Origin of the sequence: Amycolatopsis sp. lyj-90, from assembly GCF_046549035.1 — a bacterium.
Taxonomy (GTDB): Bacteria; Actinomycetota; Actinomycetes; order Mycobacteriales; family Pseudonocardiaceae; genus Amycolatopsis.
Map to the genome: position 1 here is coordinate 37,623 of NZ_JAJPWP010000005.1, position 12,213 is coordinate 49,835.

At 67.6% G+C, this 12,213-nt stretch carries 14 protein-coding genes; 10 read left to right on the plus strand and 4 right to left on the minus strand.

Translation table 11 applies throughout. The features are described 5' to 3' along the window. Nucleotides 1-3: 3 nt before the first annotated feature. The 4 genes from ACLJPX_RS19415 to ACLJPX_RS19430 all read left to right on the plus strand — a co-directional run bounded on the left by ACLJPX_RS19415 (nucleotide 4) and on the right by ACLJPX_RS19430 (nucleotide 3,904). Entirely contained in the window at nucleotides 4-477 is a 474-nt protein-coding gene (locus tag ACLJPX_RS19415) for a pyridoxamine 5'-phosphate oxidase family protein (RefSeq protein ID WP_410601364.1), read from the plus strand. An 81-nt stretch (nucleotides 478-558) separates the two neighbouring features. Then, on the plus strand, nucleotides 559-2,028 hold the full coding sequence (locus ACLJPX_RS19420) for a flavin-containing monooxygenase (protein WP_410601365.1): 1,470 nt from the start codon (nucleotides 559-561) through the stop codon (nucleotides 2,026-2,028). Continuing rightward, a complete protein-coding gene (locus tag ACLJPX_RS19425) occupies nucleotides 2,025-2,903 on the plus strand; it encodes a metal-dependent hydrolase (protein WP_101611342.1) in 879 nt (292 codons plus the stop codon). The genes ACLJPX_RS19420 and ACLJPX_RS19425 overlap by 4 nt, the downstream gene beginning before the upstream one ends. Then, nucleotides 2,900-3,904 carry a PDR/VanB family oxidoreductase gene (locus tag ACLJPX_RS19430; RefSeq protein WP_410601366.1) on the plus strand — a complete coding sequence of 335 codons (1,005 nt, stop codon included), beginning with the start codon at nucleotides 2,900-2,902 and terminating at the stop codon, nucleotides 3,902-3,904. The genes ACLJPX_RS19425 and ACLJPX_RS19430 overlap by 4 nt, the downstream gene beginning before the upstream one ends. Nucleotides 3,905-3,908: 4 nt before the next feature. Here the strand turns inward: ACLJPX_RS19430 and ACLJPX_RS19435 are convergent, their stop codons facing one another. Then, nucleotides 3,909-4,193: a YciI family protein gene (locus ACLJPX_RS19435; RefSeq protein WP_410601367.1), complete on the minus strand. Its 285-nt coding sequence runs from the start codon at nucleotides 4,191-4,193 to the stop codon at nucleotides 3,909-3,911. A gap of 163 nt (nucleotides 4,194-4,356) precedes the next feature. On the opposite strand from ACLJPX_RS19435, the gene ACLJPX_RS19440 reads away from it, so the two are divergent. The 4 genes from ACLJPX_RS19440 (at nucleotide 4,357) to ACLJPX_RS19455 (ending at nucleotide 7,434) form a co-directional block, all read left to right on the plus strand. Next, nucleotides 4,357-4,932 carry a SigE family RNA polymerase sigma factor gene (locus ACLJPX_RS19440; RefSeq protein ID WP_101611345.1) on the plus strand — a complete coding sequence of 192 codons (576 nt, stop codon included), beginning with the start codon at nucleotides 4,357-4,359 and terminating at the stop codon, nucleotides 4,930-4,932. A gap of 91 nt (nucleotides 4,933-5,023) precedes the next feature. Beyond that, nucleotides 5,024-6,226 carry an N-acetylglucosamine-6-phosphate deacetylase gene (gene nagA / locus ACLJPX_RS19445; RefSeq protein ID WP_410601902.1) on the plus strand — a complete coding sequence of 401 codons (1,203 nt, stop codon included), beginning with the start codon at nucleotides 5,024-5,026 and terminating at the stop codon, nucleotides 6,224-6,226. Between the two features lie 17 nt (nucleotides 6,227-6,243). Then, complete coding sequence (locus tag ACLJPX_RS19450) at nucleotides 6,244-6,663, plus strand: hypothetical protein (RefSeq protein WP_410601368.1); 420 nt, start codon at nucleotides 6,244-6,246, stop codon at nucleotides 6,661-6,663. Nucleotides 6,664-6,717: 54 nt separating this feature from the next. Continuing rightward, nucleotides 6,718-7,434, plus strand: a complete 717-nt coding sequence (locus ACLJPX_RS19455) for a DedA family protein (protein ID WP_101611348.1) — start codon at nucleotides 6,718-6,720, stop codon at nucleotides 7,432-7,434. A 67-nt stretch (nucleotides 7,435-7,501) separates the two neighbouring features. On the opposite strand, the gene ACLJPX_RS19460 is transcribed toward ACLJPX_RS19455, so the two are convergent. Together ACLJPX_RS19460 and ACLJPX_RS19465 are read right to left on the minus strand one after the other, a co-directional pair. Beyond that, entirely contained in the window at nucleotides 7,502-8,890 is a 1,389-nt protein-coding gene (locus ACLJPX_RS19460) for an FAD-binding oxidoreductase (protein WP_410601369.1), read from the minus strand. Nucleotides 8,891-8,908: 18 nt separating this feature from the next. Then, on the minus strand, nucleotides 8,909-10,393 hold the full coding sequence (locus ACLJPX_RS19465) for an MFS transporter (protein WP_410601370.1): 1,485 nt from the start codon (nucleotides 10,391-10,393) through the stop codon (nucleotides 8,909-8,911). A gap of 92 nt (nucleotides 10,394-10,485) precedes the next feature. Between ACLJPX_RS19465 and ACLJPX_RS19470 the strand changes: the two genes are divergently transcribed. After that, complete coding sequence (locus ACLJPX_RS19470; RefSeq protein WP_410601371.1) at nucleotides 10,486-11,013, plus strand: TetR/AcrR family transcriptional regulator; 528 nt, start codon at nucleotides 10,486-10,488, stop codon at nucleotides 11,011-11,013. A gap of 19 nt (nucleotides 11,014-11,032) precedes the next feature. Here ACLJPX_RS19470 and ACLJPX_RS19475 read toward each other — a convergent pair whose 3' ends face one another. Further along, the gene (locus ACLJPX_RS19475) at nucleotides 11,033-11,458 is read right to left on the minus strand and encodes a PPOX class F420-dependent oxidoreductase (RefSeq protein ID WP_101611352.1); all 426 of its coding nucleotides are present in this window, start codon (nucleotides 11,456-11,458) and stop codon (nucleotides 11,033-11,035) included. 234 nt (nucleotides 11,459-11,692) lie between these two features. On the opposite strand from ACLJPX_RS19475, the gene ACLJPX_RS19480 reads away from it, so the two are divergent. Next, nucleotides 11,693-12,211: a MarR family winged helix-turn-helix transcriptional regulator gene (locus ACLJPX_RS19480; RefSeq protein ID WP_101611353.1), complete on the plus strand. Its 519-nt coding sequence runs from the start codon at nucleotides 11,693-11,695 to the stop codon at nucleotides 12,209-12,211. Nucleotides 12,212-12,213: the final 2 nt, after the last annotated feature.

The window sequence follows — 12,213 nt, forward strand, 5'->3', positions numbered from 1 at the left end:
CGAATGTCCCGTCGCGACCAGATCCGCATGGCGCCCGACGAGCTCGCCGCGTACCTCGACGAGCAGAAGGTCATCAACGTCGCGACGGTCGGGCCGAACGGCCGCCCTCATCTCGCCCCGCTCTGGTACTACCCGCACGAGTCGGGCGTCGCGACCTGGACCTACGGCTCGTCCCAGAAGGCGAAGAACCTGGAACGCGACCCGCGCGCCACGGTGCTCATCGAGGACGGCGAAAGCTACGACAAGCTCCGCGGGGTCTCCCTGGAAGCCGACGTCGAGGTCATCACCGATACCGCCGTGGTCACCCAGATGGGTATCAAACTCATGCAGCGGTACGCGGGCGCGAAACCGGGCGACCCGGTGCCCGACGAGCTCGCCGGCTTCATCGGAAAGCAGGCCCCGAAGCGAATCGGGCTGATCTTCACGCCGACCAAGATCGTGAGCTGGAACCACGGGAAGCTCGGCGGAACATACTGACGGGTAAGTCGTACTAGAAAGTAACTGTTACTTCCGGTAACGTCATCCGCGCAAGAAGCCTCGACGCGGAGGGCGCAGCAGATGACCGAGCGATTCAAGGTCGTGATCGTGGGCACCGGGTTCTCCGGGCTCGGCCAGGCCATCCAGCTCGAAAAGGCCGGGATCACCGACTACGTGATCCTGGAGAAGGCGGACGAAGTCGGCGGTACGTGGCGGGACAACTCGTACCCCGGCTGCGCCTGCGACGTGCAGTCCCACATGTACTCGTTCTCGTACGAGCAGAACCCGGACTGGTCGCGGTCGTTCTCGCCCGCCCCGGAGATCTTCCAGTACCTCAAGGACGTCACCGACAAGTACCGGCTGCGGCGCAAGATCCGGTTCGGCGTCGAACTCACCGGCGCCGATTGGGACGACACCGCGCGGCTCTGGCGCGTGCACACGAAGGCCGGTGAGTTCGAAGCCCAGTTCGTCGTCTCCGGTGTCGGCGGCCTGCACATCCCGCAGGTCCCCAAGCTGCCCGGGATCGAGAAGTTCCAGGGCCAGACCTGGCATTCCGCGCAGTGGAACCACGAATACGACCTGCGCGGCAAGAAGGTCGCCGTGGTCGGCACCGGCGCCAGCGCGGTCCAGTTCGTCCCGCGGATCGCCCCGGACGTCGACGAGCTGACGCTGTTCCAGCGCACGCCGCCGTGGATCATGCCGAAGCCCGACCACGCCATGCCGGGCTGGGCCAAGACCGCGTTCCGCCGGATTCCCGGGGTGCAAAGGCTCTACCGCAACGCGCTGTACTGGTTCCTCGAAGTGCGCGCCGTCGGCTTCAACGGCCACCCCGCGATCATGAAGGCCGGCGAGGTGATCGCGAAGCGCCATATCGGCAAGGGGATCAAGAATCCCCGGCTGCGCAAGAAGGTCACCCCGGACTACACCATGGGCTGCAAGCGGGTGCTGATCTCCAACGACTACTACCCGGCGCTCAACCGGTCCAATGTGGACGTCAACACCGAAGGCGTGCGCGAGGTCAAGGCGCACAGCGTCGTCGACGGGAACGGTGTCGAGCACGAAGTCGACGCGATCATCTACGGCACCGGCTTCAAGGTCACGGATGCCTTGGAATACCTGGACATCACCGGGATCGGCGGTCGCGACCTCGCCAAGGAATGGGCCACCGAGGGGATGCACACGCACAAGGGCATCAGCGTCTCCGGCTTCCCGAACCTGTTCTTCCTCCTCGGCCCGAACACCGCGCTGGGCCACAACTCCGTGGTGTTCATGATCGAATCGCAGGCGCGCTACGTCGTCGACGCGATCAAGCTCGCCGGCTCGCGGGGCGCCGCCGCGCTCGACGTCCGCGCCGGTGTCCAGGAGAAGTTCCAGCGCGGGATCCAGGACAAGCTCGTCAAGGGCGTGTGGACCCAGGGCGGCTGCAAGAGCTGGTACCTCGACGCGAAGGGCGTCAACCGCACGATCTGGCCGGGGTTCACCTGGCGCTACTGGCTCGAGACCCGCAAGGTCGACCCGGCCGACTACGAACTCAGCGGGAGGGCGTCATGACGGCTCAGCACGAAGACCACGAGCAGATCGTCCTGCACGCGCGCGACGTCAAGTTCGACTGGGCCTCGCTGCCGATGCACTGGATCCCCGGCGAACCGCAGGCGACGCACACGATCAACGTGCTGCACCTGGCGCTGCCGGAGGGCGAACGCTGGTTCGTCGAGGTGTTCAAGCAGGCCGTCCCGCTGATCCGCGACGAGCGGCTCAAGGAGGACGTCCTCGGCTTCATCGGCCAGGAGGCCATGCACGCCGAGGCGCACGACGGCGCCGCGGAGCACCTCGAAGCGGCGGGCGTCCACGTGCGGCCGTACATCGCGCAGATGGAGTGGATGTTCCGCCGTCTGCTCGGCGACCGCGAGCTTTCCGCCAAACGGCGCGAAGAATGGCTGATCGAGCGGCTCGCGGTGATCGCCGCGATCGAGCACTACACCGCGTTCCTCGGCCAGTGGATCCTCGACGCCAAGGCCCTCGACGACGCGAACGCGAACCCGACGATGCTGGATCTCCTGCGCTGGCACGGCGCCGAAGAGGTCGAGCACCGCTCGGTCGCCTTCGACCTGTTCATGCACCTCGACGGCCGCTACGGCCGTCGCGTGCGCAGCATGCTCGTCGTGACGCCGGTGCTCGCGTGGGTCTTCCTGCGCGGCACCAGATTCCTCATGAAGAACGACCCGACGCGGCCGGGCAAGACAAGTTTCCGGACATATCTGCGAGTGGCGAAGCTCGGGTTGCTGCCTTCGGGCAAGCAACTGCGGCGCGAGATCAAGCCGTACTTCAAGAAGTCCTATCACCCCACCGAAACCGGCAATACCGACCAAGCCGTCGCGTACCTCGCGAGTTCCCCGGCCGCGCTGGCGGCCGACGAACCACAGTGACGCCGCCGACGCGCCCGCTGCGGCTCGACGGCAGCGGGCGGACCGACCGCGCGATGGCGTCGCTGACCGGTGTCGTCGCGGCGTACCGCAGGCTCAGCGGCGTGAGCGGACGCCGCCGTCCGCCGGTGGCCGCCGTCGACCGCGATCTCCCGCTGGTCGTCGACGATCTCCGTGCCGAAGCCGACGGCGTGGTCAGCCTGCGGCTGGTGCACGAACGCGGCGAACCGCTGCCCCGGTGGCGGCCCGGCGCGCACGTCGACCTCTCGCCGCGGCCTGGACTGGTCCGGCAGTACTCCCTGTGCGGCGATCCGGACGACCGCTCGGCCTACCGCGTCGGCGTCCGGTTGCTGGGCGAGGGATCGACGGCGGTGCACGCCCTGAAGAAGGGCGCGCGGATCACCGCGCGCGGCCCGCGCAACGCGTTCCCGTTCGTCGCGAGCCCGGCGTACCTGTTCATCGCGGGCGGTATCGGGATCACGCCGATCCTGCCGATGGTGCGGCAGGCGGCCGCGTCCGGCGCGGACTGGCGGCTGGTCTACACCGGCCGCGACGAGGCTTCGATGCCGTTCCTGGATGAATTGTCCGAATTCGGGGACAGAGTCTGGGTTCGGCCGGACACGGACTACGGGATTCCCGCCTCGGGCGCGGAACTGCTCGAAGGGGCAGAAAAGAGTGCCCCGATTTACTGCTGCGGCCCGGTTCCGATGATCGTCGGCGTCCGGACGGACGCGGCGCTGCGCACTTCGAGACCGGTGTTCTTCGAGCGGTTTTCGACGCCGCCGATCGTCGGCGGCAAGCCGTTCCGCGTCGAACTGGCCCGCAGCGGCCGGACGCTGGACGTGCCCGCCGACCGGACCACGCTCGACGTCCTGCGCGAAACCGTGCCCGGTATCGCGTATTCGTGCAGGCAGGGGTTCTGCGGGACCTGCGAGCTGCCGACGGTGACCGGCGACCGCGTCCGGATCTGCGTCGAACGCGAGCCGGTCACCCTCGACCTCTGAGCTGTCAGGCTTCTTGCGGCAGCCAGGCGCCGATCACCGGCTTGAACTCGCGCACGGTTCGCTGGGCGACGACACCTTCGAGGTGGTACGGATCCTGATCGATGATCTCGGTCAGCGCCGCCTCGTCGGCCGCCTGGTAGAGCGAGATGCCGCCCGAGCCGTCGCCCAGCGGGCCGCCGAGCGCGACGACGCCCTGTTCGGCGAGGTCGGAGAGGAATTTCCGGTGCCGGGGCCGCACGTCCTCCAGCTTTTCCTGCACGTACCGGATCTCCACCAGGAACCAGGCCATCGACGTCTCCAAGATCGCTTCAACGGGTCGGTGGTAGACGCTATCCGACCCCCGCCCACGTTCTCAGGATCCGATCAGGCGGGAGTCTCGCCCCACCCGATACGCTGATCGGGCGCCACGCACAGGTTGTGCTTCAAAGGGGTAAATGAACAGGTAGGGGTACATGCTCGAGGGCAACGCGGAACGCAGTGTCGAGGTGACCCTCGGCCATCTGCGCACCATGGACGGACCGGTCACGCCACCGCCGCCGGCGGCGCCGCTGACCCTTGAGGATCTCTATCGCCAGCACCGGATGCGGCTCGTCCGGCTGGCCATCCTGCTCGTGGACGAACCGGCCACGGCCGAGGACGTCGTCCAGGAGGCGTTCACCGGGCTCCACCGCAACTGGGGAAAGCTGCGGGACGCCGCCGCGGCCGTCGGCTACCTGCGCACCGCGGTGGTCAACGGATCACGCAGTGTGCTGCGCCGCCGCAAGACCGCTCGCGAGTACGTCGCGCCGCACGCCGTCAACGCGCGTTCGGCCGAAAGCCTCGCCATGCTGTCGAGTGAACATCAGGCCGTTGTGAGCGCTTTGTCCAAACTGCCGCCCCGCCAGCGTGAAGTTCTGGTGCTCCGTTACTACGGTGGGCTGAGTGAGGCCGAGATTTCCGAGGCCGCCGGTATTTCGAAAGGTACCGTGAAGTCAACCGCCAGCCGGGCGCTGGAGGCACTGCAGAAAGCGATGCAGTCGCCGAACTGACACCCGGCTTTAATCTCGACCGCTGGGTTGTGCCGCCATGCTTGGTCCAGACCAATATATGCTGGGGGGCGTGAGAGGCGCCGGAGATTTCGTGATCGTGGGCGGCCGGGTAGTGACCCCGGACCGTGTACTCGACGACGGCTGGCTGGCTATCGCCGGCGGCAAGATCGTCCAAGTCGGTTCCGGGACACCCCCGGACATCGACCGCGTCCATGTCGACGGGGGCCTGGTCATCCCCGGCTTCATCGACACCCACTGCCATGGCGGCGGGGGCGGGTCGTTCTCCAGCGGAAACCCCGAGGAGCTGTTCCGCGCCGTCCGCGCGCACCGGCGTCACGGGACCACGACCATGCTCGGCAGTCTGGTCTCGGATCCCATCCCGGTGCTCAGGGACCAGATCGCGGCCCTCCGAGAGCTGGTCCAAGAGGGTGAACTTGCCGGGATTCACCTTGAAGGACCCTTCATCTCCAAAGCGCGGTGCGGGGCACACGACCCGGCGACGCTGATCGAGCCGGACACGGCGACGGTGAACGCGCTCCTCGGCGCGGGCCGCGGCGACATCCGGATGGTCACGCTCGCCCCGGAACTGCACGGTGGCGTCAAAGCGGTACGGCAACTGGCCGAATCGGGCGTCATCGCCGCCATCGGGCACACCGACGGCGTGGAAGACCAGATCATCCCCGCGATCGACGCGGGCGCCTCCGTCGCGACCCACCTCTTCAACGCCATGCGGCCCCTCCACCATCGCGAGCCGGGCCCGATCGGCGCCCTGCTCGACGACGAGCGGATCACCGTCGAGCTGATCTGCGACCTCGTCCACGTGCACCCGACGGTGCTGCGGCTCGCCGCGCACCACGCGGGCAAGGGCCGGACGGTGCTCATCACCGACGCCATGTCGGCCACCGACGCCGCCGACGGCAGCTACATCCTCGGCCGCCTCGAGGTCGACGTCCGCGACGGTGTCGCCACGCTGGCCGGGAACGGTTCACTGGCGGGCAGCACGCTGACCATGGACGCGGCCTTCCGCAACCTGGTCCGCGGTGCGGGCATCGACCTGCTCGACGCCGTCCGCGCGACCTCCGGCCGGCCGGCCGAACTGCTCGGCATCGCCGACCGGACCGGGTCGCTGCGCCCCGGGCTCGCGGCCGACGTCGTCGTGCTGGACCGCGACCTGCGACCGGTCAAGGTGCTGCGCCAGGGCGAGTGGGTCGAGGACGACGCTGCGGCTACATTGAGCGCCACGGCCCCGCTGAGCGGCGCGGTCGAAGGTGGTGTGTCGGTCAGCGACGGGTAGCAGCGAAGGGAGCCTGGATGAGCGAGCCCAAGGACCCGGAGAAGCTCCTAGCCGACGCCTTGCGCGCTCAAGCCGTCTTCGCCCCTTCGGCGGAGCGGATCACCGAGGCTTCCACCGAGAAACCGGTCGAACCAGACACCGAGAGCAATTCGGACACACAGAGTGATTCGGGTGACTCGGACACCGTCGAGTCCGCTCCGGGGGAGCACGAGCTGCCTCTCCAGTACGGCCTGCTTTCCGGTGCGAGCGCGGACTCGCTCGAACGGGAGCGCGTCGCGCTGGAGAACGCGGAAACGGCCAGGCTGGCGGAACGTCCGACACCGCCTCCGGCACCTTCGCCCGGCAGTGCCCCGCTGCCCGCGTATTGGGTGTTGCTGCTGGCCGTGCTCCTGGGACTGGCCGCCGGTTCGGTGATCGGGCTGCTCACCCTGATCTGAGCCGCCCTCTCCCGTCGGGTTAAGGCACTCTGCGTCACCCTGTACCGTTTTGGTGTGATCCTGGCGCAGAACACCGTGACGACGATGGGGCTCCTGCCCGAGTGGCTGGACCCGAAGATCCTGTTGAGCGGGCTGACCGTCCCGGTCATCACCGTGCTCTGCCTGATCATCTTCATCGAGAGCAGCGTCTTCCCGGTGCTGCCCGGCGACTCCCTGCTGTTCACCGCGGGCCTGCTCATCGCCAACGGCTCGATCAAGGCTCCGCTCTGGCTGGTGTGCGTGCTGGTCACGCTCGCCGCCCTGATCGGCAACATGCTCGGCTACGGCCTCGGCTGGAAGATCGGCCCCTGGCTGTTCCGCAAGCCGGATTCGAAGTTCTTCAACAAGAAGTACGTCGACCAGACACACGCCTTCCTGGAGAAGCACGGGCCGAAGGCGGTCGTGCTGGCGCGGTTCGTGCCGTTCGTGCGGACGTTCATCACCTGGATCGCCGGCATCGGCAAGATGGACCCGAAGAAGTACTTCACCTACACCGTCATCGGCGGCATCCTGTGGGCCGCCGGGATCACCGCGCTCGGCCACCTGCTCGGCGGGGTCGCCTTCATCGAGAAGAACATCGACGCGATCTTCATCCTGATCGTGCTGGTGTCGGTGGTGCCGATCGTGATCGAGTACCTGAAGGCGCGCCGCGAGAAGAAGCACGCGGGCACCGACGCCGCTCCGGCCGTGGACATGGACGCGACGCAGCAGATCCCGCGCGTGCGCGACTGACCCTTCCGACGTGCCATGAAAGGCCCGTTACTTGCAAATTTTGCAAGTAACGGGCCTTTCATAGCGTTCAGAGGGAGAACATCGAGTCCGGGTTGAAGAGGTTCCCCGGGTCGAGAGCCTGCTTGATCTGGCGATGCACGCGAAGGCCGACTTCGCCGATCTCCTTCGCCAGCCACTCGCGCTTGATCCTGCCGATGCCGTGCTCGCCGGTGACCGTCCCGCCCAGCGACAGGGCGACCTCGAGAATCGCGTCGAACGCCGTCCGCGCGCGGGCGAACTCCTCCTCGGAGTCCGGCGAGTAGACGATCGTCGGGTGCATGTTGCCGTCGCCGGCGTGGCCCACGACGGCGATCCGCAGCCCGACCTCTTCGCTGATCCGCTCGCAGCCCGCGATCAGCTCGGCGATCCGGGTGCGCGGCACGCAAACGTCGTCGGTCAGCCAGACGCCGTACAGCTCCAGTGCGGTGAGCACGACCCGCCGCGCCTGCAGCAGCATCTTGCCCTCTTCGAGATCTTCGGTGGCGTAGGCCAGATCCGCGCCGCAGTCGACGCAGATCTGTTCCAGGGCGGCGAGTTCCCGCCGCGCGACCTCGCCGCCGGAGTCGGATTGCGCGAGCAGCAAGGCTTTGCAGTCCGAGCTGGTGCCGAGGTCGGTCTTGAGATAGGCCTCGGCGGCCTTGATGGACGTCGCGTCCATGATCTCCAGCAGTGACGGCACCAGCCCCTCGCGCACGACTCGCGCGACGGCTTCGCCCGCGGCCTCCGTGCTGTTGAAGGCCGCGACGAGCGTGGAAGGCAGCTGCGGCAACGGTTTCAGCGCGACCGTCGCCTGCGTGATCACCCCGAGCGTGCCCTCACTGCCGACGAAGAGCCGCGCGAGGTCGTAGCCCGCGACACCCTTCACCGTGCGGCGCCCGGTCTTCAGCAGCGACCCGTCGGCGAGCACGACTTCCAGGCCCAGTACCGAATCCGTGGTGACGCCGTACTTCACACAGCACAGACCACCGGCGTTGGTCGACAGGTTGCCGCCGATGGTGCACCAGTCGTAGCTGGAGGGGTCCGGCGGATAGAACAGGCCGTGTTTCTCCACCGCGGTACGGAAATCGAGGTTCACCACACCGGGCTGCACGACGGCGAGCCGGTTGCCCTCGTCGATCTCGACGACCTGGTCGAGTTTGGTCAGCACCAGCACGACACAGCCGTCGATCGCGTTCGCGGCGCCGGACAGACCACTGCCGGCGCCGCGGGGCACGATCGGGACCTCGAATTCCGCGCAGGCCTTGACCACGGCCTGTACTCCCGCCGTGTCGGCGGGCAGCACCACCGCGAGGGGCCTGCCCGACGCGGCGAGCGGCATCATGTCGCGCGAGTACGCGGCCGTGACGTCGTAGTCGGTGAGTACCGCGGCCTCGCCGAGATGCTCGCGGAGCCGGATGACCAAGGCGTCGTTGCTCATACCCTTATCGTAGGCTCATTAGATCCGCACTGCGGAATCTTTCTTCCGATTGAGCAGAATGTACGCTTGAACACCCGTATAGACGAGCACGGCGACGCCTGCCCATGCGGTGACGTGCACACCCTGGGTGAAGGCCTCACGCGCCGACGCCAGTAGCGCCTGACCCTGCGCGGGGTCGAGCTGCTGCGCGGTGGCGACGGCGCCACCGAGCGTGTCCCGAGCGGCCTCGGGCGTGCCCTCCGGCAGGCCGGAGCGGTAGACCGCGGTCGCGACACTACCCAGGATCGCGGTGCCCAGCGCGCCGCCCAGCTCGAATCCGGTCTCGGAAATCGCCGACGCGGCCCCGGCCCGTTCGGCCGGTGCGGCCGAGATGACCAGGTCGTTCGTCAGCGTCTCCGACAGGGCGACACCGCCCCCGAGCAGCGTGAACGACACCACGACGTACGCGAGCCCGCCGCCGGACGAGACCTGCGTCAACGCCAGGAAGCCGACAGCGGCGACCAGGAGACCGACACTGACCAGCACGGAGACCCGGATCCGCTTCGCGAGCCAAGCCGCGAGAAGCGCGCCGGCGATCCCGGCGACCGTCGCCGGGAGCATCCACAGCGCGGCGACGACCGGGGTCAGCCCGAGCACCAGCTGCAGGTACTGCGGCACCAGGAACAACAGGCCGACCATGGCGAACACGCCGAGCATGTTCGTCACGACGGATCCGCTGAAGGCCCGGTTCGAGAACAGCTTCAGGTCGAGCATCGGCTCGTCGAGGCGGTTCTGCCTGCGGACGAACAGCACACCGAGCGCGAGACCGATCAGGATGCTGATCGCGGCCTTGAGGGTGAAGCCGTGTTCGGCGACCAGCTTGATGCCGTAGACCACCGGCAGCATCGCGGCCAGGGACAGCAGCGCCGACAACGGGTCGAAGCGGCCCGGCTTCGGGTCACGCGCCTCCGGCAGCACGAACGGTCCGACGACCAGCAGCACCAGCATCACCGGGACGTTGATGAGGAACACCGAACCCCACCAGAAGTGCTCCAGCAGCCAGCCGCCGAGCACCGGTCCGAGCGCCATGCCGCCGGAGAACCCGGCACTCCACACCGCGATCGCGGTCCGGCGCTGTTTAGGGTCGAGGAAGATGCTGCGGATCAGCGACAGCGTCGACGGCATCAGCGTCGCGCCGCCGACCCCGAGCAGCGCCCGGGCGATGATCAGCATGAACGCGCTGGTCGAGAAGGCCGCGAGCACCGACGCGGCGCCGAACGCCGCGGCACCCATGAGCAGCAGCTTGCGGCGCCCGATGCGGTCGCCGAGCGTGCCCATCAGGACCAGCAGGCCCGCCAGCATGAACGAGTAGATGTCGACGATCCACAACTGCTCAGCACCGGTCGGCGCCAGATCCTCGGACAGGAACGGCAGCGCGAACCCGAGCACCGTCATGTCCACGCTGATCAGCAGCACCGGAAGCACCAGTACCGCCAACGCCCACCACTGCTTGCGCCCCGCCATGGCGCACTCTCCTCAATTAGGTAAACCGTCTGGACGGTACAGTTACCGCCTGGGTTCGAAGGTAAACCGTCCGGACGGTATAGTCAACTGATATGGCGAAGCCCACGGCGAAGGAACGCATCCTCGACTCGTACGAAGAGATCCTCATCGAGCAGGGCCCCGGCGGCATCACCTTGGAAGCCGTCGCCGCGCACGCCGGAGTGTCGAAGGGCGGCTTGCTCTACCACTTCGGCTCGAAGGAAGCCCTGGTCGACGGCCTGATGGAGCGCCTCGCCCTCTTGTCGGAGGAAGACCTCGAGCGGGCACGAAACGCACCCGAAGGTGTCGTTTCGTGGTACCTGCGCACCGCGATCACCGACGTCACCCAGCGCAAGCCGCTGCATCGCACGACCATGGCGACGATCCGGATCATGCTCAACGAGCCGCGGGTCTCCGAGGTCGTGCAGGTCTACAACCAGCGGGTCCACGACCTGATCAGCGAGCACGTCGACGACCCGCTGACCGCCGAACTGGTCATCCTGGTCGGCGACGGCCTCTATCTGCGGGCGGCACTCGGCCGGGACGACCCGAGCCCCCTCCTCGACCGGATCGACGAGATCAAGGCCCGCATCCAGCGCTGATCCCCTCGCGTTTAGTCCTCTAGTTGCGGTCGAGGCCGTAGACGCGCTCGATCGGGATGGTGAGCAGGACCCGCTGGTCGGCGACCATGGCGTCCCGGAACTCGTCCCAGTCCGGATGCTCGCCCCGAGCCCGCCGGTAGTGATCCACCAGCGCGTCGACGGTCGCGTCGTCGCGCGAAGCGGCGGTCGGCGTGAGCACGGCCGGACCCTCGACGACGACGTAGCTGCCGCCGCTCTCGGTCGCGACATGGAACGTCGCCCGCGGGTCGCGCTGGAGGTTCCTGGTCTTGGCGCGCGGCGCGGTGATCGAGATCAGGATCGCGCCGGCGTCCGCGTCGTAGAGGTAATTGACGGTCGAGAGCTGCGGCCTGCCGTCCCGTTTGATGGTGGCGAGGGTGCCGAGGTTGTGGCCGGCGAGGATCGCGAGAAGCGCGGAGTCGGTCATGACTTCATCAAAGCGCGACCGGTCCGGCTTGTTCCCCTGGCGACAAAACACCTGCTCAGCACCCCAAGACGGGCGAACCGGACAAACATGCACGAATAAATGTGCTTGCATGCGGCAACTAAAGTGTTGTCCGACACACCCGGTCACTTTCTCCTTGCGAAGCACCCTTGAGAGGAACATCCTTGCTCTAGGCAACTAGTTGCAGTGACCAAGCAACCGGCGAGAGAGACCACCATGACACCCACGACACCCGGCACCAGGTCGAAGTCCGACCTCGATCTGGCCGACACCCTCGGGCACGAGCTCGTGCGGCTCGTCCGCCTGGTCAACCGGGCCAAGTCCCAGGTGTCCAAGCAGGGGCCGGACGGCATCGAGCGGGCCGCGTACGCGATCCTCTTCTGCCTCATCCACGTCGGGCCCCAGCGGACCAGCAAACTCGCCGAGTTCCTGCACTCCGAGATCTCGACCATCAGCAGGCAGTCGAGCTCTCTCGTCCAGCACGGGCTGGTCGAGCGCCTGGCCGACCCCGAAGACGGCCGCGCCTGCCTGCTCGCACCGACCGCCGAAGGGCTCCGGGTGTTCGAGGAGAACCGCAAGCAACGGAATCAGTGGCTCGCCGAGGTCCTCGGCGACTGGTCCGACGACGACCGGGAAACCCTCAACTCGCTGTTCCACCGGCTGAACGACGACATCGAAAAAACATCTCCACAGTTCGCCGACCCCGCGTCGGCGTCGAAGGCCAAGGGGGCCTGAAC